The following is a 21,562-nucleotide window of genomic DNA, read 5'->3' on the forward strand; positions in this document are numbered from 1 at the left end:
TTCCCTCACGCCCCCGAAGCAAGCCACACGCTGGCGTAGTTGCTCCAAGCGGAGCAGCCCGATGAGTTACAAGCCTGTACACGGAACTTCACGCTGCCATCGGCGGTGATCTGGGAGCCCGTATTCGTATTCGGCCCGCTGTACAGAATGAACACGCCATCCTGCGGATGGGTTTCCTCCACGTTGTAAACAGTGGCTCCAGTCGAAGCATTCCACGACACATGCACGACCGGCTTGTTGACTGCGCCCGACGTGCTGAGCGTCAAACCGGTTGGTGTCGGCGGAATCAGCGTGACCACCGTATTGGCAGTAGCGCTCCACGGACCGCAACCGCCTGCGTTGCAACCCTGGACTCGATAACCCCAGGTGCCATTGCCCCTACCTGACGCACCCCAACTGCTCGCGCCACTGGCCTGCACCTGCGTCCAGCCGCCGCCGTTCAACTGCTCCTGCAGGTTGTACGAGGTCGCACCGCTCACGGCGGACCAACTCACCGTGTAGCTGCCCGTGCTGCTGCTTCCGGGCGTGCTTAAGTTCGGTGCAGCGCTGGGCGGAATCGTAACGGTGACCTGGGAGCTGTTATTGACCGCGCCGTTCCAGCCGCTGGCGTTGTAGGCGGCAACGAAGAACAGATAAGTGCCGGAGGTGGTCGCCGTCACAGTGACGCTTGTGGAAGAGACGCTGGCCGCCAGCGTCCAGCCGGCATTGTTGATGTTCTGATACAGGTCGTAACGCGTTGCGGTCGGGCTGGCATTCCAGCTGACCGGAATGGGGCCGTTGCTCGTCGCCGGCACGGTAATTCCCGTAGGCGTAGGTGGAGGCAACAGCACCGTGGTCGTGCCCGTACTGCTCCATCCGCTCGCACAACCGCCCACGTTGCAGGCCTGCACGCGATAGCTGTAATTGCCGTTGCCGCGGCCGCTGGTCGGCCAGCTGGTATTGCCGTTGGCCTGCACCTGCGTCCAGGTGCCGCCGCCGTTGACGCTCTCCTGCAGCGTGTAGCTGGTGGCCGTGCTCACTGCCGTCCAGCTGATGGTGAAGCTGCCATTGGTGCTGTTGGCAGGGGCAGTGAGCGTTGGCACGCCGGTCGGCGGATGCGTCACCACCAGGGCATTGCTGCCGTTCTGCCAGGCGCTGCAGTTGTAGGCGTTGCAGGCCTCGACGCGGTACTGGTAACTGCCATTGGCCAGACCGCTCAGCGATGTGGTCGTGGCGGTGCCGTCGTAGATGCCGCTCCAATTGGTGCCACCGTCGCTGCTCTGCTGCACCACGTAATGCGTGATCTGACTGACCGCCGCCCAGCTCAAGCTCACGTTGCCGTCGGCGCTCGCAGCCGGCACGGTGAGGCTCGCCGGTGCCGGCGGCACCACGCCGTAGGTGGTGTCGACGGTGACTGCGTTGGACGTCACCCAGCCGCGGGTGCCATAGCTGTTCTTGGCCTGCACCTGATAGGTGTAGCTGCCGCTGCTGGTACCCGGACGGCTGATCGAGGTGGCCGTGGTGCCGGTGGCGATCGATGTCCACGCCCCGCCGTTCACTGCTTCCTGCACGTCGTAGCTCGTCGCCGAGATCGGCGCCGTCCAGCTCACTGTGTAGTTGCCGTTGACGATGCTGCCCGGCACCGTGATCACCGGCGCCGCCGGCGTTACGCCCAGGTTCTGCGAGACCGTCCATCCGCCGACGCAGCCGCTCGCGGCACAGGCCTGCACGCGGTACAGATAGCTGCCGCCATCCTGGTTGATCACGGCCAGGCTGGTGGTCGTCAACATGCCACTGCCGGCGACATTCCAGGTCGTGCCGCCATCGGCGCTCACCTGCAGGTTGTAACCCGTCGCCCCAGGCACGGCCGTCCAGCTCACCGTGTAGTTGCCGGCATTGGGGTTGGCGCTGAAACTGATGCCGGCGGGATTGCTGAGCTTCAACGACTCGTTGCGCGCGATCAGCTTCTTGCCCAGGTACACATAGTTGGTGGCCTTGGACGTGCCCGCATCGAAGGCGTACACGAGCTGTCCCGCCTGCGTGTAGAAGTAGTACGTCGCGCCGGTACCACTGGTCGGGTTCTTCACCACGCGCCGCCCGGAGGCGTCGTACTGGTAGCTGTCGTAGCCCGGGATATCGGTGAGCTGGTTCTTCTGGTCGAAGTTCAGCGTCACGCCGTTGCGGTTGTTGACGTTGCCGCGGTTGTCGTAGCCCAGCGTGATGACGTTGCTGCCGCCCTGAGTGATGCTGGCCAGGCGCTTGCTGCCGTCGTAGTTGTAGGTGAAGGTCTGGCCGCTGCTGATCCGGCTCGCGATGTTGTTGAGCGGGTCGTAGCCGTAGCTCTCGCTGCCCCACAAGTGGCTGGCCTGCGCCTGGGTCAGGCGGTTCAGCGCGTCGTAGCCGAAGCTCTTGGTGCGCGTGCCGTCGGTCAGGTCGGTGATGGCGGTGATGTTGCCATTGTTGTCGTAGGCATAGTCCTCGCTGAGCTTCAGCGTGCCGCCGTTGCCATAGGTGAAGTTGCTCAGCAGCAGGCGCGCGTTCTTCTGCACCGCATACGAATCGCCATTGCCGAAGGTGAAGGACGCCACGTCGCCATCCGGGTAGTAACTCACGCCGGTGGCATAGCTGCCCACCTGGGTAGCCCGGCCCAATGCATCCGGCGCGTAGCTGATGGCCTCGCCATCCGGGTATTGGATGGTGCTGATGGCGCCATAGGCATCGTGGGCATAGCCCATGCGCCACAGGTCCTGGCCAGCCACTTGCAGCGACTCGCCGGTGAGCAGGCCCAGTTTGTTGCGGTAGCCGGTCCAGTACGTCACGCCGGAGTTGGCGGTCTGCAGGTTGCCCAGCAGATCGTAGGAATAGACGGTGTTCTGCGTCCCGGCCGGTGGGTCTAATCTCAACACACGGTTCATTGTGTCGTAGCTGCGCTTGGTCTGGGCGGCGACGGCCACCTGCTCAGTACCGCAGCCATCGCCGCTGATGCTCAGGCCCGCGGCCGTCCACGCCACATTGTTGGCATCGTCGTACGCCGTCACCTCGCTGCCGCTCTCCGGCTCCGAGGTGCGGCACAGGCGGTGGTAGCTGTCGTACGCCAGTGTCTTGGTGGCATCGTTGCTGAAGCCGTTGGCGCTGCCCCACTGGTGGATCGCCAGCGGGTTGCCATACACGTCGCGGGTAATGGCCTGGTTGATTCCTTCCGGCGCCTGCACCTGGATCACCGCGTCGTAACCGGGCTGGTCGAACACCTGGTAGCTGGTGATGATGACGTTGTTCTTGGGATCGGTAACCTGCTTGCGCGCGCCGGAGAGATACGCCGTGAGCGCGGTCAGCGTGCCCAGCTCGGAGGTCTGCTGGGTCTGGGTCAAGCGGCCCAGGGCGTCGTAGGTGCTGGTGGTGCCCGCGGTGATCGTGCCGAGATCCGGCGTGCCGTTCACCGGATAGGACACAAAGGTCTTCTGTCCCTTCCAGTCGTAGTCCGTGCGCGCATTGATGCTGGTGCCGGCGATCGCCGTGCGGCTCAGCACCGGGCGCAGCATCGCGTCGAAGTACGTGGTGGTAACCGCACTACCCTTGGTGCTGGTGCGCCTCCAGTGATTCGCCGGCACGCCCTGCTCCGCGGCGCCGACGAAGGCGTAGTCGAAGGTCTTGGGCAGCCAAGCCACTTCGTCGCCGGACGGGTAGTCGATGCGGTGGATGCGCCCGATGGCGTCGTAGGCGTAGCTGGTGGTGCTGCCCGCCTGGTCGGTGATGCTGGCGATCTGGCCGAAGTCATCCACCACCAGGCTCTGCGTGGTGCTGTCCGGATAACCGATCGACTGCGGGATACCCCGCTTGTAATTGCCCAGCGTGGTGGAGTGATGGTTGCCGTCGGTAAAGCTCGCCAGCTGGCCCTGGGCGTTGAACGTGTAACTCATCACCGCCTGGCCGAAACGATAGCGCTGCGACAGCGTCACGCTGCCCGGGTCGTAGTCGTACTTGTCGGTGGTCTCGGTCTTGCCGTCATAGGTGATGTCCACCTGTGCCGGCAGGCCCAGCACCCAGTGCGGAAGGTCGTTGAGGTAGGTGGTCTGCTCCTGGACGGGATGATCGATATTGAAGCTGCTGAAGCTGTTGAAGCGCTTTACCGTGGTGGCCTGGGCATATTCATTGAAGCTGATCGCCAGCCAGGTATATGTATCTCCATCCTGCTGGATATCTCGCCGGCTCAACGGCGATTGCGTTTCCAGCTGGTCGTCATTGAGTCGCCGTTGCGGGTCATCGCCAAAGCGCACGGGCCATGGCCCGGAGGAGTACATCGCATACGTGTTCACCTCCGACCGCAGCACGTTCGATCCGATGCCCTGCGCATAGAAATCCGTCCGCTGCAGCTGGCTATCAGTGAAGTCGTACTTGTTGCTGAAGGTGTAGCGCACCCCTTTACCCGCCGGATCGGTGACGTCTGTCCATACCGACGATGCGCAGCCCGCCGAGCAATCTTCGATCTTGCTCTCATTCGCAGGCGAGTAGCCGTAGGTCCACACCTGGTCGGCCATTCCTGCGCCAGAGAATTTCTTTTGACTCAGGGCGGCAACCACATAAGCATCGGGCACCAGCGTGAAATCGCCGGAAGGACTCTGAATGCATACATTGGGTGTATACGAACGCCCACGCACGCGGCTCATCACGGTGAACGTGCCGGTGAGCCCCGACGGATGCGTGATGCTGCCTTGCGAGGACGCCCCCGTATATGCGTTGACGCTGAAGCAACCGCCAACCTCGGGACTACCGGCAAGGTTGTCGAGGCTGGGCGCACGGAACCCGCCAAGATTGAACGACCAGTTGGATCCGTCCGGCTGGGTGACCGCCGTCAGCCTGGGAATATGCGGGTCTGAGCTGTACGAGTAATTCCAGATTCGCGCGTTCGGAGAATCTGGCTGCAGCGTCGCCGAGTGAAGACGATAAGAAGGCGGTGCATAGTAATTGCCGAACGGATCTTTCTCCGGCCGCTGCCACACTTCATAGCTGAGTGTGAGCTTGCGGCCATCGCTACCGAGAATCTGGGTCAGATTGCCATTCGCATCGTAGGAATAGCTGAGGCTGTTGCCGAAGCGGTCCTCGATACGCGATACCAGCATCGTATCGACTTGCCGATGCAGCGAGCCGCCGCCATTCCTCACCATCGATTCGCCGATCTTGTATGCGAACCAGTCGAACCAGTATTTCGTGCCGTCGGGCGAGACAGCGAAGAAGCCTTCTCCCGGTTGCCCATTTGCAGTCTGTGCCAGACAGCCGATCGACCAATGATCCTTGGTGACGATGGGAAAGGATGTGCTGCTGGTGCCCGGCACCGTCATCTGTGGCGCGAGCGTATTGCCTGCATCGCGCTTCATCAGATCTTGCGAACTACCCGGCATGATCATCTGATAGCCATGCCACCAGTCCGAACTGCTGTAAGTCACCGGTTCGAAACCGGCCTTGGTGTCAACGACAATGTCTGGCGCGGTGGCCAATATCGAGCATCGCTGCGTGTTGTCGCGAAAGAACCAGCCCGTATGGAGCTGGCCACCGGTGTCGCTCCACTTGTAGTTGGCCGATAGGGTCTCGATGCGCGGAACATCGAGGCCCCAGTCCACCAATGTGTTGTTCAGGAATTCCTGATAGGAATAGGTGGGATCGACGTCGGCGATATGGAAAGAGCGACTGAGCTGCAGCAAGGGCCCGATGCCTGCCGCACTCACGTCCGTCTGCATGAAGGAAAGCGAACCGTTGTACAGGCTGATGCTTTCGCCAAAGGGGTTTTCCCCGAGAGGCTGGATGTCTTCAGTGACTTTGATCTTCTTCTTGTACTCGTCCTCCGGCTTCACTGCCGCTGATTGCGACCAGGCCGGGAACGAACAAATAGCCAGAGCAAAAGCCAGCAGAACGCGGCGCGGCTTGCGCCAATCGCGACTCGTCATCCCTTTCCCCTTCACCTTGACGCAATGGCTGCAACAAGACGCAACGGTCTATCGCGCACCTTTTCAGGCACGACGGAGTGACGCGATGACCTTTCCCCTTTGCCGCTTCACGGGAGTGACGAGGCAGCGACGATTTAGTAGCAGACCGCAAGAAGCTTCGCAACGAAATTTATTTCGGTTTGGCGAGCGCGGCGCTGATTCGGTCAAGAGTCCCGAATGGAGGGGTTCAAATTTTCCGCGCAGCCTCGTGCGGGTACGCCTTCCGGCGGTCGAAAGGCGTTATCTCCGGGATAAATATGCCCATGGCGTATTCAGGCAGTCCGCATGTCGCTGGTTATTTGGTGCCATCGCCCGCGAGCTGGGTCGCGACCGGTGCGCCCAAATCCGCGGAGGACCGCCCCTCACTCACAACATACTCCCCCCCACGCACCACCCACCCATGCTTCACCGTATCGAAATCCGCCAGCAGCTTCCGCTCCAGGGGAATACTCAAAACCCGCTGCTCCCCCGGCTTCAGAAACACCTTGGCAAACCCCGCAAGCCGCCGCACCTTCGCCCCCGGCACCTGCACATAGACCTGGGCCACATCGGCACCCGCACGCTTACCGGTGTTGCGTACCGTCACCGTGGCAGTGACCTTGCCACCCTTCGCATCCACCTTCAGCCCACCATGCTCGAACGTGGTGTACGACAGCCCATAGCCGAACGGGAACAGCGGCTGGATGTTCTTCGACTGATACCAGCGGTAACCGACGTTCGCACCTTCGATCGCGTAATCCACGCTCTCCGGCGGCGTACCGCCGCCTGCACCCGGCAGCTCCGGACGCGGCAGCTGCGATACATCGCGGGGCCAGCTCAGCGGCAGGCGGCCGGAGGGATTGACCTTGCCGGAGAGGATGTTGGCAATGCCGTTGCCCGCGTCGCCGCCGGGATACCACACCTCCAGCACCGCGCCGGCCTGCTCCAGCCACGGCATGGCGACGGGGCTGCCGTTCTCCAGCACCACGATGGTGCGCGGGTTGGCTTTGGCAACCGCGGCGACCAGGGCGTCCTGGCCATCGGGCAGCGACAGGTCGCGCGCGTCGAAATCTTCGCCCGCCCATTTCTGCACGAACACCACGGCCACCTGCGACTTCGCCGCCAGCGCCGCTGCGGCGGCAACGTCCTCACCGCCAGCAAACTGCACCTTCGCCTGCGGCGCCATCGACTGCAGCGCCTTCAGCGGCGCATACGGGTGGTACGTCACGGGGCCCGGCCAATCGGTCGGCTTCAAACCCGGCACCGCATTGCCGCCCTTGGCCGTCACCAGCGACGAACCGCCGCCGGCCAGCACGCCCTTGTCGGCGTGCGCGCCGATCACCGCCACCGATGCCAGCTTGGCGGCATCGAGCGGCAGCAAGCCGTTCTGGTTGCGCAGCAGCACCGCGCCCGCCTCCAGCGTCTCGCGCGCCACGGCAAGGTTGGCCTTCTCGTCGATCGGGGCCTTCTTCGCCGGATGCTCGAACACGCCCGCCGCGAAGAAGCTGCGCAGGATGCGCCGCGTCATATCGTCGATGCGCGATTGCTTTACCTCGCCTTTCGCCAGCGCGTCGCGCAGCGGTGCGTCGAAGTAGATCTGCTTGTCGAAGATCTCGGCGGCCGATTCCTGATCCAGCCCCGCATTCACCGCCTTCGCCGCGCTGTGCACGCCACCCCAGTCGGACATCACGAAGCCGGGATACTTCCAGTCGCGCTTCAGCACCTGGTTGAGCAGATAGTCGTTCTCGCAGGCCCAGTCGCCATTGAGCTTGTTGTACGAGCACATCACCGAGCCGGGCTTGCCGCGCTCGATCGCCAGCTCGAAAGCCAGCAGGTCGGACTCACGCATGGCCTGTTCGCCGATGCGCACGTCGACAGTGGTGCGCGCGGTTTCCTGGTCGTTCAAGGCGAAGTGCTTGATGGTGGACACCACGTGCTGGCTTTCGATGCCGCGGATCGCTTCGCCGACCATGGTGCCGGCCAGCAGCGGGTCTTCGCTGGCGTATTCGAAGTTGCGGCCGTTGCGCGGCTCGCGCATCAGGTTGGTGCCGCCGGCCAGCAGCACGTTGAAGCCCTTGGCGTGCGCTTCGCCGCCGATCATGGCGCCGCCGCGGAAGGCGGCTTTCGGATCCCAGGTGGCGGCGGTGACGGGGCCGGCAGGCAGCGGCGTGGCGTAGTCGCCGGGCCGCATGCGCTCGGAGCTGGCTACGCCCAGGCCCGCGTCGCTTTCCTGGATGGCGGGAATGCCCAAGCGTTCGATCGCGGGGATATAGCCAGCGGAGCCGATATAGCCCGGCGGCGCCGGTTTGTCTTCCGGCTTGCGCGGGCCGGCGAAATAGCTGCGGATGAGCTGGAACTTGTCGTCCTGCGTGAGCTGCTTCAGCAGCAGGTCGGCGCGCTGGTCCGGCGAGAGTTTCGCATCGCTCCATGGATGCGCGGCGGGCGCCTGCTGCGCCATGGCAAGGCCCATCCAGCCGGCCAGTCCCAACACGATGGCGCAGCGCAGTGCGTTGCCGGCTTTGCGTTTCATCCTTCAGTCCTCCGCAATGGCATCGCCGCGGTGCGATGGCCGAGGAGCCGGAGTATGCACGCCGGGCGCTTAGTTGTCCGTCGAGCTTGCCGCCGCCCTGGGGAAAATCATCAAGGCATTGGTGGAAATCATCACAGGCCGTCGAGCCAGGCGGCGAAGATGCCGCGTGCGGCGTGGGTGAGTGCAGTGCCGTGCGCAGCGGCATCGCGGCGCAACGAATTCGGATCGATCCGATGCGCGGCCAGCTCATGCGCATGCCCGATCAGCCAGCGCTCCAACTGCGTGGCTTCCACTTCCAGATGGAACTGCAGGCCGAGCACGTGCCGGTCGATGGCGAAGGCCTGGTGGGGAAAACCCGGCGTCTGCGCCAGGCGCTGCGCGCCGGCCGGGATCGCGAACTGATCGCCGTGCCAATGCAGCACGGGCACCGTGCCGATCCCCTTGAGCACGGAAGCGCGGCCTTCGTCGGTCAACGTGAGCGGACCGAAACCGATCTCCACCTTTCCCGTGGATGCCACCTCCGCACCCAGCGCCTGCGCGATCAGCTGCGCGCCGAGGCAGATGCCAAGCGTCGGTTTACGCAAGGCCAGCCGCGAGGCGATCGCCGCACGCTCACCGGCAAGAAAGGGGTAGCGGTCGACTTCATACACACCGATCGGCCCGCCCAGCACCACCACCAGATCGGCCGCATCCAGCACGCCGGCGTCGATCGCATCGATGCCCGCCTCCAGATAACGCACCGCATAGCCACGCTCTGCCAGCATCGGCGCCAGCAGGCCAAGATCCTCGAAAGCCACGTGGCGTATGGCGATGGCGGTGCGTGTCATGCGGTGGACTCCTTGGCGTTCCTGGATTCCCCCGGCGCATGCGCGCGCAGCGCGCCGGGCGGCCGGCCCACCACGCGCTTGAAGGCGCGGCTGAAGGCGGCCAGCGAACCATAGCCCAGCTTGTAGGCCACGCTCTCGATCGGCTCGCGGTCGCGCGCCAGCCACTGCGCGGCAAGGCGCATGCGCAGTTCGGTGAGATAGCGCAGCGGGGTCATGCCGGTGACGGCGAGAAAGCGTTCGGCGAACACCGAGCGCGAGCTGTCCATCTGCGCGGCCAGTTCCGCCACCGTCCACTGGCGGCCCGGGTCGCGGTGCAGCGCCACCAGCACCTTGCCCAGGCGCGGATCGCGCAGCGCTTCCACCCAGCCGCTGGCGTCGCCGCAGCCGCACTCCACCCAGCCGCGCACGATAAAAGCCGATACCACGTCGGCCAGCCGCGCCAGGATGCCGGCCGAACCCGCGCGCGGCGCCAGCGATTCGCGCTCCATCGCGTCGAGCATCGCGCGCAGTTCCGGGTTGCTGTCCAGCAGGGTGCCGACCAGCATCACCTCGGGCATCGCAGCGACCAGCGATTGCATGCCGCCGAGATCGAATTCCATGCAGCCGCTGAAGACCAGGGTGCGCTCGCCCTGGCAGACGCCGACGTCGGCGCAGCCGCGCACGGTCGGGCACAGCTCGGTGGCGCTGAGGGTGGCGATGTCCCTGCACGGCTGTTCCGGCTGCGCGCTCGACAGCAACTGGTGCGCGCCGCCGCGCGGCAGCAGCACCGCGGCGCTGGTATCCAGCCGATGGATGACCCCGCCGGGGCTGCGCAGGAACACCGGCCCGCGCGCCACGAAATGGAACTGCGCCCGCTCCGGCTCCTCGCCGAAGGCCAGCCCGAACGGCGGCGACACCTCGATACGGCGGTACTGCACGCCGACCAGGCGCATGCCCAGCAGCAGTTCGCTGGCCAGGTCGTGAGGAATGGTGGAAGGCTGGATATCCATGGCGATCCGGACGATCGATCAAGATCGAAAGATTCTTCATCATAGACCGTCCGGCTGTACTTTCCTACGCTGTGCCTCCCCCATACCCGAGAACGGAACGCACGATGGACGGAGGCATACAGTTGACCACCCGCGGCGAGACGCGCGAACAGCCCGCCTGGGGCGCGGTGTTCTCGCTCACCCTGGGCGTGTTCGGCCTGGTCACGGCGGAATTCCTGCCGGCCAGCCTGCTGACGCCGATGGCCGCCAGCCTGGGCATTACCGAAGGCGTGGCCGGCCAGGCGGTAACCGCCACCGCGGTGGTGGCGATGATCACCAGCCTGCTGATTTCGGCCGCCACGCGGAACATCGACCGGCGCTGGGTGCTGGTGTCGTTCTCGGTGCTGCTGATCGTTTCCAACCTGCTGGTGGCCTACGCGCCCAACCTCGCCGCGGTGCTGGCCGGCCGCGTGCTGCTGGGCATCGCCATCGGCGGCTTCTGGACCATGTCGGCAGCCACCGCCATGCGCCTGGTGCCCGAGCACCTGGTGCCGCGCGCGCTGTCGCTGATGTTCAGCGGCGTGTCGCTGGCCACCATCGCGGCGGCGCCGATGGGCAGTTACTTCGGCGCGCTGATCGGCTGGCGCAACGTGTTCCTGCTGGCCGTGCTGCTGGGCTTGCTCACGCTGGTGTGGCAGCTGGTGACGCTGCCGCGGATGGCGCCCACCGGTACCACGCGCCTGCGCACCCTGGTCGAGGTGCTGCAGCGCCCCGGCATGAGCCGCGGCATGCTCGCCTGCACCCTGGTGTTCACCGGCCACTTCGCGTTCTTCACCTATCTGCGGCCGTTTGTGGAAACCGTCACCGGCGTCGGCGTGGGCGGTTTGTCCGCGATCCTGCTCGGCTTCGGCACCGCCAACTTCGTCGGCACTTCGCTGGCCGGCCTGGTGCTGGAACGCAACCTGCGCGCGATGCTGCTGGGCATGCCGCTGCTGATGGGCCTGATCGCCATCGGCCTGGTCACGCTGGGCCGCGTGCCGGCGGCGCATGCCGCGCTGATCGCGCTGTGGGGCATGGCCTTCGGCGGCGTGCCGGTGGCGTGGTCCACCTGGATCACGCGCACGGTGCCGGACCAGGCCGAAAGCGGTGGCGGCCTGATCGTGGCGGCGGTGCAGCTGGCGATCAGCCTGGGCGCGGCGATCGGCGGCGTGATCTTCGACGCGGGCGGTGCGCGCGGCGTATTCGCGGGCAGCGCGGTGGTGCTGTTCGGCGCGGTGGCGATTGTGGTCATGCGCTTCCGCGCCACGGCAACCGCCGCGTCCTGAAAACAGAACGGGCGCCAAAGCGCCCGTTCCATGCCTGCAAAGATTTCTGCGCCGGTCAGAGCGCGTAGTACATCTGGAACTCCAGCGGATGCGTGCTGGCGCGGTAGCGGGTGACTTCCTGCATCTTCAGCGCGATGTAGGCGTCGATGAAGTCGTCGGTGAACACGCCGCCGGCCTTGAGGAAGTCGCGGTCCTTGTCCAGCGCGTCCAGCGCCTGGTCGAGGCTGGAGCACACCTGCGGGATGTTCTTCTCTTCTTCCGGCGGCAGGTCGTACAGGTCCTTGTCGGCCGGCGCGCCCGGGTCGATCTTGTTGATGATGCCGTCGAGGCCGGCCATCATCAGCGCGGTGAACACCAGGTAGCCGGAGTTCATCGGGTCGGGGAAGCGCACTTCGATGCGGCGGCCCTTCGGGTTGGACACGTACGGGATGCGGCAGCTCGCCGAGCGGTTGCGCGCGGAGTACGCCAGCATCACCGGCGCTTCGAAGCCCGGCACCAGGCGCTTGTAGCTGTTGGTGGTGGAGTTGGCGAAGGCGTTGATCGCCTTGGCGTGCTTGAAGATGCCGCCGATGTACCACAGCGCCGTCTGGCTCAGGCCGCCGTAAAGGTCGCCGGCAAACAGGTTCTTGCCGTCCTTCGCCAGCGACTGGTGCACGTGCATGCCGCTGCCGTTGTCGCCGACGATCGGCTTGGGCATGAAGGTGGCGGTCTTGCCGTTCTGGTGCGCCACGTTCTTGATGACGTACTTCATGGTCATCAGTTCGTCGGCCTTCTGCACCAGCGTGTTGAACTTCACGCCGATCTCGCACTGGCCGGCATTGGCCACTTCATGGTGGTGCACTTCCACCACCTGGCCCAGCGACTCCAGCACCTTGCACATGTCGGCGCGCAGGTCGCCGAGCGAATCCACCGGGCTGACCGGGAAGTAGCCGCCCTTCACGCCCGGACGGTGGCCGGTGTTGTTGTCCTCGTACTTGTAGCGCGACGACCAGGCGGCTTCTTCGGAGCCGATTTCGTAGAACACGCGGCCCATGTCGTTCTGCCAGCGCACGGAATCGAAGATGAAGAATTCCGGCTCCGGACCGAAGAAGGCGGTGTCGGCGATGCCGGTGGACTTCAGGAACGCCTCGCCGCGCTTGGCGATCGAGCGCGGGTCGCGGCCGTAGGCCTGCATGGTGCTGGGCTCCAGCACGTCGCAGTGCAGGACCAGCTGGGTGTGGCCGCTGAACGGGTCGAGGTAGGCGGTGTCCGGGTCGGGCAGCAGGATCATGTCCGACTCGTTGATGCCCTTCCAGCCGGCGATCGAGGAACCGTCGAACATCTTGCCGTCCTCGAAGGTCGACTCGTCGATGGTGTGCGCCGGGAACGTGACGTGGTGATGCTTGCCGAGCATGTCGGCGAAACGCAGGTCGACGAACTCGACGTCGTGTTCCTGGATCAGGTCGAGCACTTTCTGGGCGGACATGACGAACCTCGAATAGATGGGGACGTGGAAACAACTCGCTCTTTGGCAAGCTCCATGCCAGCGGAAGGAGCCAAGCCGGATCAGTTACTTGCGTAAGGATTGCGTGAATGGCGATGGTCGCTTTGCACCTTTAAGGCGCTAAATCAATCGCGATTTTGCACCAACAATGCGCTTCATCCATCGCCCGCGAACAACGCCCGCCATCCTAGCCCGTCATCCCTCATTCGGGCACGTGACCCCCCAGGCCCCGCGCAGCCAACCCCCTCTCCCCTTCGGGGAGAGGGCTGGGGTGAGGGGGCGGGCGGAGCGATGAAGCAGAAGCAGTAAGCAAGCCCCGCCCTGTCGCTACGCCTTGGCGAGCCCCGGCCCCTCATCTGCCTGCCGGCATCTTCTCCCCGGAGGGGAGAAGAGTTCCGTCCCGCACGTCGTCACACAATCGTCACTCCCACGCACTAGCGTCCCGCGTCCACACTCCGCGCCGCGAGCGCCCGTGACCGACCCCGCCGCCGGGCTGTCGCGCCTGTTCGAGGAACAGCGCGACACCCTCAACCGCTATTTCCTCAGGCGCACCGCGCATGCCTGGGATGCGCAGGACCTGGTGCAGGAGGTCTACCTGCGCCTGCTGCGCGCGGACCGGCACGGGGCGCAGGACATCCGCAATCCCGAGGCCTACCTGTTCACCATCGCCTCCAACCTGCTGCGCGAGCACGCCGCCCTGCGCCAGCGCGCGCCGGTCAACGGCGATGCGCTGGAAGACGTGCTGGAACGCCTGGCCACGCCCTGCGAGGCCGCCGCCGGCGTGGACCGCGAGCTGCGCCGCCGACGGCTCGGCGAACTGATCGCCCGCCTCACCCCGCGCTGCCGCGCGGTGCTGGTGATGCATTACCGCGACGAACTGGGCTACCGCGAGATCGGCGAGCGCCTGGGCGTCTCCTCGAACATGGTCAAGAAATACATCGTCAAGGCGCTGGCCGCGTGCCGCGTCGGGATGGCGCGCTATGACTGACGCCATCGACCCGCGCCTGCTGCGCCGTGCCGCCGAGCAGGCGGCCGAGTGGTACCTGGACCAGCGCGAAGGGCTGGATGCCGCGCAGCGCGCGCGTTTCCTCGCCTGGCTGCGGCAGTCGCCGCTGCATGTATCCGAATACATCGGCATGGCGCGCCTGCACGGCGACCTGGGCGCCGCCGCCGCGCTCGATGCCCTGGATACCGCCGAGCTGGCCGACCTCGCCGCCACCGAGCGTGCGGTGGTGCAGCTGCGTCCGCTGCTGCCGCGTGCGCCTTCCGCCGCACCGGTGCGCCGCGCCGGCACGCCATGGTGGCAGCAGGCCATCGCCGCCGTGGCCGTTGCCTTGATCGGCGGCGCGGCCTTCCTGCACGAGGCACCGGCGCCGATGGACGTCTATACCTCCGCTGGCGAGGTACGCGACGTCGCGCTGGACGACGGCACCCTGCTGCAGCTGGACCGCGCCAGCGCGGTGGCGGTGCGCTACGGCCAGGCACAACGCCGCTTCGAACTGCTGCGCGGCGGCGCGCTGTTCGACGTGGGCAGGGACCCGGCGCGGCCGCTGCGCGTGGGCGTGGGCGAGCAGGTGCTGGAGGACGTCGGCACCGTGTTCGACGCGCATCGCCGCGCGGACGGCGCCAGCGTCGCGGTGGTGAGCGGCGAGGTCCGCATCTGGACGGGCGAGCCCGCCGCCACGCAAGCGGAAGCGCTGGCCGACCTGCGCGCCGGCCAGTACGCGGAAGTGGCAGGCGGCCGCCTGGCCGCGCTGGAGCGCCGCGCGGACTTGGCGCAGCACACCGCCTGGCTGCCCGCGGACATCCATTTCGAACACAGCACCGTGGCCGAAGTGGCGCGGCGTTTCGCGATCTACGGCGGCACGCCGCTGCATATCGACGATGCGGCGCTGGCCGCCACGCGCATCAGCGGCCGTTTCCATGCGCGCGACCCGGAAGCTTTCGTGGCCTACCTGGGCACTCTGCCTGGCGTACGTGTACAGCGCGGCGCGGATGACATCCGCATTACACGCAAGCTGTAAGAAAAAATTCATCGAATCGGCGGTACCCGACGGGCGCGCGGGGCACTCGTAGAGATCATGCGGCGGCGATGCGTGTGCGCTTCGCCGCCTTTGTTCTCCCTCTCGCCCCAAGGCTCGCTCCATGCGCAAGACGCTCGCCCTCCATATCGCGCTGCTGCTCGGCGGCACGCTCTCCCTTGCCCTGCATGCGCAGGATCACACCGCCGCGCCGGCGATCGCACCGATGCCGCTGGCCCAAGCGCTGGATCTGGTCGCCAGCCGCAGCGGCTTGCAGCTGGTGTATGCGGCCGACGTCGCCGAAAGCGTGAAAAGCCGCGGCGCCGCCGCCGGCGAACCGCGCGAGCAGCTGCGCCAGCTGCTGGCCGGCACCGGCCTGGACTACCGCTTCGTCACGCCCACCACGGTGACCATCGTGCCGGCCGCGCGCGCGGGAAACGCACCGGCCGCGGACGCGACGGCGTCGCGCGGCCTGCCGCCGGTGGACACTGACAACGCCACGCGCGAACTGGCGCCGATCAGCGTGCACGCCAACGCGGTGGATACGCTGGCGCCGAGCGCCGCGCCGCTGGATGCGGTGCAGCCGACCTCGGTGATCGACGAGCGCTTTATCCGCGACGGCCTGCGCTTCAACTCCAACTTCGACGACATCATCAAGTACGCGCCAAGCGTCACCGTCACCTCGCCGGAAGGCCCGGGCCTGGGCAAGAACGAAGGCATCAGCATCCGCGGCTTCCAGGACGGCCAGTTCAACATCACCTTCGACGGCATTCCGTTCGGCGACGCCAGCGACCTGCACCACACCACCTCGGCCTACTTCAACAACCACGTGCTGGGCCAGGCCGAGATCGACCGCGGCCCCGGCGGCGGCTCCACCATCGGCAATGCGACCTTCGGCGGCACGGTGGGCCTGCGTTCGCGCGAGCCGAGCGACGTGCCGGGCGTCACGCCCTACCTCACCGTGGGCAGCTGGAACACGCGCGCCGGCGGCGTCGCCGCGGACGAGCAGATCGGCGCGCACACCAGGCTGTTCGCCGATCTCTCCAAGGAAGCCAGCGACACCTATCTCAAGGGCACCGACGACCGCCGCGAGCATGCCTTCATCAAGACGGTGAGCGACCTCGGCGCCGCCACCACGCTCACCTTCGTCACCAGCTACAACCAGGAACACCAGAACACGGTGCAGGGCGCGACACTGGGCGAGATCGCGCAGTACGGCTGGCGCTATGGCCTGCGCGACGACCCGCGCCTGCAGTCGTACCAGGGCTACAACCGGGCCGCGTACTACTCCAGCTTCACCTATGTCGGCCTGGTCACGCGGCTGGGCGAGTGGGACGTGGACAACAAGGTCTACTACAACAGCTTCGACCACTGGTCGCTCAAGACCAGCGACGCCACCGACAACCATGCGGCCGACAACGGCGTGACCTTCTACGACGCCAAGGGCAAGAAGGTGGGCAAGTCCGCCACCGACGTGCCGGGCAAGCAGGCCGACAACGGCTTCCGCGCGTTCGGCGACGTGCTGCGCCTGGGCCGCGAGCTGGGCCCGGGCAGCTTGCAGACCGGCGTGTGGCTGGAACGCAATCTCGATCAGCGCTATCAGGTGCCGCTGGACATGACGACCGGCCAGCGCAGCGGCACCAAGTACGGCCCCGTCTACAACTATCAGCTCAAGGACCGCACCGACACCGCGCAGCCCTTCGTGCAGTACGACTGGCGCCTCACCGACCAGCTCACGCTGAGCCCGGGCCTGCGCTACTCCTCCGTCACGCGCAGCCTCGACGCCACGCTCAACAAGATCTCGCCGCCGGTGCCCGCGCACGCCGAGGCCACCTACAGCGCCACCCTGCCCTCGCTCAGCCTGCACGACCGCCTGAGCGACGAGTGGAGCGCGTATGCGCAGGTGGCCCGCGGCTTCCTGGCGCCGCCGATCGACGTGATCGAATTGAACGGCACGCGCGGGCTGGCTCCGGAACTGACCACCAACTACCAGGTGGGCACGGCGTATGCGACGCGCGGACTGACCTTCGGCGCCAACCTGTACTACATCGACTTCAAGAACCTGATCGCGCAGACCGAGGTGAAGACCGCCAACGGCAACGAGAGCGCCTACGTCAACGGCGGCGGCGCGGTCTACCAGGGCGCCGAGGCGGAAGCGACCTATGCGCTGACGCCCACGCTCAGCCTGTACGGCAACGCCAGCTACAACAAGGCCACCTACAAGGGCAGCAGCGTGCAGGTCGCCGCCACCCCGAAGGTGACGGCGGCGCTGGGCCTGCTCTACAGCAGCCGGCAGGGCTGGTTCGGTTCCTTGATGGGCAAGTTCGTGGGCCACCAGTACGGCCTGGACAACGCCACCGACGCCAGCGGCAAGGACGTCTTCGCCAACGGCGCGCGCCTGGCCGGCTACATGTCCTGGGATGCGGCCTTCGGTTTCCGCGGCGATCATGGTCCCTGGGGCGGCAAGGGTTACTCGGTGAGCGTGGACGTCAACAACCTGTTCAATGTGCACAAGCTGGCCGGCTATGCGGGCACGCAGTCGGTCAGCGGCACGCCGCTGTACTTCGGACTGCCGGGCCGCGGCGTGTTCCTCGACCTGTCGGTGAAGCTGTGAGGGCGCGCGCCTTCGTTCGCGCGGCCCTGCTCGGCGCGGCGCTGTGCGCGCCGCTGCTGGCGCAGGCGGACGAGGCCACGCTGCGCCTGCGCGTGGTGGTGCTGCGCCATGGCGTGCGTGCGCCGACCAAGGCGCCGGAGGCGCTGGCGCCTTATGCCAGCCGGCCGTGGACCGCGTGGCCGGTCGCACCGGGGCAGCTCACGCCGCATGGCAGCGAAGGCATGCGCGCGCTGGCCGAAAGCTATCGCCGCCTGTTCGCGGCGGATGGACTGTGGTCCGGCGCCTGCGACCGCGTGAACGACGTGGTGGTGATTGCCGACAGCACGCCGCGCAATCACGCCAGCGGCGCGGCGCTGGCGCAGGGATTGGCGGCGGATTGCCAACCCACGTATCTCGCCCTGCCCACCGACCGGAACAACCCGCTGTTCCATTTCGGCGACAAGGACGACGACGACAAGCCCGCCTTGCCCGCGGCCTGGCCGCCGGCCGAACTGGCGCAGCTGCAGCGCGTGCTGCTCGGCTGCGAAGGTTCGGCCTGCCTGGCCAAGGCGCATGCGGATGGCCGCAAGACGCTGCTCGACGCGAACGGCGACGGCGAACGCGCCAAGGCGCTGAAGACCGCCGGCAGCCTCAGCGAAAACCTGATGCTGGAGTACGCGCAAGGTTTCCCCGCCGCGAACGTAGCCTGGGGCCAGGGCGACGAAGCGACCATCGGCCGTCTCGTCACCTTGCACAACCTGCAGTTCGCGCTGAGCAAGAAGTCCATGCCGGCCGCGGCGCGCGGTGGTTCCAACCTGCTGGCGCACGTGCTGGCCAGCCTGCAGCAGGCCGGCGGCGAGAAGACGCCGATCGCGCCGCTGACGGCAGCGTCCACGCGCGCCGTGCTGGTGGTGGGCCACGACACCAATCTCGCGCAGCTCGCCGGCCTGCTCGATGCCGACTGGCACGACGCCGCGCACCCGGACGACTATCCGCCCGGTGGCGCACTGGTGTTCGATCTATGGCAGACGCATGGCAAGTACAGCGTGAGCGTATCCACCGCGATGCCCACCCTCGCAAGTTTGCGCAGCGCCAACTACGCGGCAGCGGATGCGCTGGTGCGCAAGACGCTGAGGCTCGCACCCTGCCCCGCCGCCGACCGATGCCCGCTGGACAAGGTCTCGCGCTGGTTGCGCACGCGCATGGATGCCACGCGCATCGATCCCGCCCTGCCGCCGATGCGTGCCTGGCCGGCGGTATCGCAAGAAGCTCCGCATGAACCGGCGGTCAGCAAGTAGCGGCATGAGCGTGCCCCAAGGAAGGGGCTAGCGCTTAAGCTATGGCGCTTTGCAGTGGCCCGGAGTCCCGCACGTGAGCGATCTGATCAAAGTCGTCCTGCTCGGCATCATCGAAGGCATCACCGAGTTCCTGCCCATCTCCAGCACCGGCCACCTGCTGATCGCGGAGAAACTGGGCCTGGGCGAGCGCTCGGACCTGTTCAACGTGGGCATCCAGGCCGGCGCCATCCTCGCGGTCACCTTCATCTACTGGAAGCGCATCTGGGGCCTGCTCACGCAGTGGCGCGATCCGGCCAACCGCGACTACGTGCTGAAGCTGTTCGTGGCCTTCATGATCACCGCGGTGCTGGGTTTCATCGTCACCCACATGGGCTTCAAGCTGCCCGAGGCGGTGACTCCGATCGCCTGGGCGCTGGTGATCGGCGGCCTGTGGATGATCGGCGCCGAGCAGATGGCGGCGCGCCAGGCCGACCGCACCGAAGTGACCTGGACGGTGGCGATCCTGGTCGGCATCGCGCAGATCGTGGCCGGCGTGTTTCCCGGCACCTCGCGCTCGGGCGCCACCATCTTCGCCGCCATGCTGGCCGGTACCAGCAATCGCGCGGCGGCGACGGAGTTCGCCTTCCTGGTGGGCATTCCCACCATGTACGCCGCCACCGGCTATGAGCTGCTGAAGGTGGTGAAGAGCGGCGGCGCGGCAAACGAGGACTGGAGCGCGCTGATCGTCGGCTTCGTGGTCTCGGCCATCGTCGCCTTTATCGCGGTGAAGTGGCTGCTGGGTTATATCCGCACGCACCGCTTCACGCCGTTCGCGCTCTACCGCATCGCGCTGGGCATCGCCCTGCTGTTGCTGATGCCGGCCGGCGCCTGAAGGCACACTTCGTAGGTTGGGGTGAGCCGCCAGGCGAACCCCGACAACGCCAGCTCCATGCGCCTGGCCAGGTTGGGGTTCGCCTTATGGCTCACCCCAACCTACGTTCCATGACATAGTTCCGCGCGCCATGGAACCGTCATCCCACTACCGCCTGCTCGACCTGCATATCGACCTCGCGCGCCAGCGCGTGACGCGCGACGGCGGCGCGCTCGACGTGCAGGGCCTGAACTTCCAGCTGCTGGCCTGCCTGTTGCGGCATGGCGATGCGGTGGTGGGTTTCGACACGCTGATGGCCGAAGTGTGGGCGCCCGCGGTGGTGAACGAGGAGACCGTCACCCAGCGCGTGAAGCTGCTGCGCCAGGCGCTGGGCGATGACGGGCGCAATCCGCGCTATATCCGCTCGGTGCGCGGGCGGGGTTATCAGTTGTGCGAAGCGCCGCGGACAGCAGAGGCCTTGATCGCCGACGAGCCGGTGATGCGGCAGCGGATTTTGCGCCCATGGTCGATCGGCTTCGGCGTGCTTGCCGTGCTGGGGCTGGCCGGCACGTGGTGGTATCGCTCATCCATCGAGCACGGCCGCATCGATCCGGCACAGACGCTGACCGTTCGCGCTTCCTACTACGCCGGCATCGGCCAGAAGGACAACAACGAGCGCGCGATCCTGCTCTATCAGCAGGTGCTGGCGCGCGACCCGGCCAGCGCGGTTGCGCATATCGGCCTGAGCCGCGCCTACAGCGCGCGGGTCTGCCTTTACAACTTCCCTTACGAATGGACGCAACAGGCGCGCGCTGAAGCGGAGCTGGTGCTGAAAACGCAGCAGGACAACAGTGCCGCGTGGTCCGCGCTCGCCTATGCGCACGATTGCGCGGGAGAGCTCGCCGCCGCCTTGCGCGCCTATGAAAAAGCGCTGGCGCTCGATCCGGGCGACGATGCAACGCGCGCCTCGGCCGCCTACCTCTACCAGGAACAGGGGCGACTGGCCGAAGCGCTGCATGCCAACCTGCAGATGCACGGCGATCCGGCGCGCGTGCGCTTCCGCAACGTGCAGGTGGCGCGCGAGCTGGAGCTGCTGGGCTTCACCGACGCGGCGGAGCGGCGCTATCGCGAGAGCTTCCAGCTCTATCCGGACAATGTGTTCTCCAATATCGCCTGGCCGCGGCATCTGTTCTTGCAGGGGCGCTTCAAGGAGGCGCAGGAAGCGCTGGATCAGGCGCTCGCGCGCAATACCCCACACGTCGATCTTTATGTGCTTGGCGGCGAACTCGCCTTGCTGCGCGGCGACCGCGACGGTGCCCGCCGCGCCTTCGAGCAGGCACGGCAGCTGCGTCCGCAGATGAGCCTGCCCATCACGCTGACGGCGTTGTATGGCGCGGCATCGCCCGCGCCGGCGTGGCTGGACGAGCGCATCGCGCAGATGCAGCGCCAGTTCCTGGGCGGCGCGAGCTATCCCGGCGACTATCTCGAACTGGCCCTGCTGCAGGATGCGCGCGGACGGCATGCCGACGCGCTGCGTTCGGTGGATGCGGCCGTGCAGGGCGGCTACAGCGACCGCGCCTATCTGCAGACTTCGCCCCTATGGCGTGGCTTTGCCAGCGATCCTGCCTATGCCGCCTCGATCGACACGCTGAGCCGGCGCGTCGCCGCGCAGCGCGCCCAGGTATTGGCTGCGGACTGGCGCCCGGCGGACCTGCGCGACACGCATTGAGC

General features: G+C 66.5%; 12 protein-coding genes. 7 read left to right on the plus strand and 5 right to left on the minus strand.

From position 1 onward, the window contains the following. Window positions 1–5: 5 nt before the first annotated feature. From FHW84_RS03750 to FHW84_RS03765, 4 genes are all read right to left on the minus strand, one after another. Window positions 6–5,918, minus strand: coding sequence for a hypothetical protein (locus FHW84_RS03750; RefSeq protein WP_167252805.1), 5,913 nt, complete (start codon window positions 5,916–5,918; stop codon window positions 6–8). A gap of 334 nt (window positions 5,919–6,252) precedes the next feature. Continuing rightward, the gene (locus tag FHW84_RS03755; RefSeq protein ID WP_167252806.1) at window positions 6,253–8,466 is read right to left on the minus strand and encodes a glycoside hydrolase family 3 C-terminal domain-containing protein; all 2,214 of its coding nucleotides are present in this window, start codon (window positions 8,464–8,466) and stop codon (window positions 6,253–6,255) included. Between the two features lie 131 nt (window positions 8,467–8,597). Beyond that, window positions 8,598–9,293, minus strand: a complete 696-nt coding sequence (locus FHW84_RS03760) for a glutamine amidotransferase (protein WP_167252807.1) — start codon at window positions 9,291–9,293, stop codon at window positions 8,598–8,600. Next, entirely contained in the window at window positions 9,290–10,282 is a 993-nt protein-coding gene (locus tag FHW84_RS03765; RefSeq protein WP_167252808.1) for an AraC family transcriptional regulator, read from the minus strand. Before FHW84_RS03765 ends, FHW84_RS03760 begins: the two co-directional genes overlap by 4 nt. Window positions 10,283–10,386: 104 nt before the next feature. On the opposite strand from FHW84_RS03765, the gene FHW84_RS03770 reads away from it, so the two are divergent. Then, window positions 10,387–11,586 (plus strand): MFS transporter, encoded by a 1,200-nt coding sequence (locus tag FHW84_RS03770; RefSeq protein WP_167252809.1) that lies wholly within the window; start codon window positions 10,387–10,389, stop codon window positions 11,584–11,586. Between the two features lie 55 nt (window positions 11,587–11,641). On the opposite strand, the gene glnA is transcribed toward FHW84_RS03770, so the two are convergent. Beyond that, entirely contained in the window at window positions 11,642–13,051 is a 1,410-nt protein-coding gene (glnA, locus tag FHW84_RS03775) for a type I glutamate--ammonia ligase (RefSeq protein WP_167252810.1), read from the minus strand. Window positions 13,052–13,541: 490 nt separating this feature from the next. Here glnA and FHW84_RS03780 point away from each other — a divergent pair, with 490 nt between their 5' ends. The 6 genes from FHW84_RS03780 (at window position 13,542) to FHW84_RS03805 (ending at window position 21,560) form a co-directional block, all read left to right on the plus strand. Next, on the plus strand, window positions 13,542–14,057 hold the full coding sequence (locus tag FHW84_RS03780) for an RNA polymerase sigma factor (RefSeq protein WP_343203559.1): 516 nt from the start codon (window positions 13,542–13,544) through the stop codon (window positions 14,055–14,057). Then, window positions 14,050–15,093, plus strand: coding sequence for a FecR domain-containing protein (locus FHW84_RS03785; protein ID WP_167252811.1), 1,044 nt, complete (start codon window positions 14,050–14,052; stop codon window positions 15,091–15,093). Before FHW84_RS03780 ends, FHW84_RS03785 begins: the two co-directional genes overlap by 8 nt. A 121-nt stretch (window positions 15,094–15,214) precedes the next feature. Further along, a complete protein-coding gene (locus FHW84_RS03790; RefSeq protein WP_167252812.1) occupies window positions 15,215–17,704 on the plus strand; it encodes a TonB-dependent receptor in 2,490 nt (829 codons plus the stop codon). Beyond that, window positions 17,701–18,981, plus strand: a complete 1,281-nt coding sequence (locus FHW84_RS03795; RefSeq protein WP_167252813.1) for a histidine-type phosphatase — start codon at window positions 17,701–17,703, stop codon at window positions 18,979–18,981. Before FHW84_RS03790 ends, FHW84_RS03795 begins: the two co-directional genes overlap by 4 nt. 73 nt (window positions 18,982–19,054) lie before the next feature. After that, on the plus strand, window positions 19,055–19,852 hold the full coding sequence (locus FHW84_RS03800; protein ID WP_167252814.1) for an undecaprenyl-diphosphate phosphatase: 798 nt from the start codon (window positions 19,055–19,057) through the stop codon (window positions 19,850–19,852). A gap of 130 nt (window positions 19,853–19,982) precedes the next feature. Then, on the plus strand, window positions 19,983–21,560 hold the full coding sequence (locus FHW84_RS03805; protein WP_167252815.1) for a winged helix-turn-helix transcriptional regulator: 1,578 nt from the start codon (window positions 19,983–19,985) through the stop codon (window positions 21,558–21,560). The last annotated feature ends 2 nt before the right edge of the window (window positions 21,561–21,562 follow it).

This window comes from Dyella sp. SG562 (assembly GCF_011759495.1).
Lineage (GTDB): Bacteria > Pseudomonadota > Gammaproteobacteria > Xanthomonadales > Rhodanobacteraceae > Dyella_D > Dyella_D marensis.

Excerpts from the sequence above, each read along its gene's own strand:
- FHW84_RS03790 (WP_167252812.1), top strand. The coding sequence starts at position 15,215 with ATGCGCAAGACGCTCGCCCTCCATATCGCGCTGCTGCTCGGCGGCACG.
- FHW84_RS03750 (WP_167252805.1), bottom strand. The coding sequence starts at position 5,918 with ATGACGAGTCGCGATTGGCGCAAGCCGCGCCGCGTTCTGCTGGCTTTT.
- FHW84_RS03805 (WP_167252815.1), top strand. The coding sequence starts at position 19,983 with ATGGAACCGTCATCCCACTACCGCCTGCTCGACCTGCATATCGACCTC.
- glnA (WP_167252810.1), bottom strand. The coding sequence starts at position 13,051 with ATGTCCGCCCAGAAAGTGCTCGACCTGATCCAGGAACACGACGTCGAG.
- FHW84_RS03755 (WP_167252806.1), bottom strand. The coding sequence starts at position 8,466 with ATGAAACGCAAAGCCGGCAACGCACTGCGCTGCGCCATCGTGTTGGGA.
- FHW84_RS03760 (WP_167252807.1), bottom strand. The coding sequence starts at position 9,293 with ATGACACGCACCGCCATCGCCATACGCCACGTGGCTTTCGAGGATCTT.
- FHW84_RS03785 (WP_167252811.1), top strand. The coding sequence starts at position 14,050 with ATGACTGACGCCATCGACCCGCGCCTGCTGCGCCGTGCCGCCGAGCAG.
- FHW84_RS03770 (WP_167252809.1), top strand. The coding sequence starts at position 10,387 with ATGGACGGAGGCATACAGTTGACCACCCGCGGCGAGACGCGCGAACAG.
- FHW84_RS03765 (WP_167252808.1), bottom strand. The coding sequence starts at position 10,282 with ATGGATATCCAGCCTTCCACCATTCCTCACGACCTGGCCAGCGAACTG.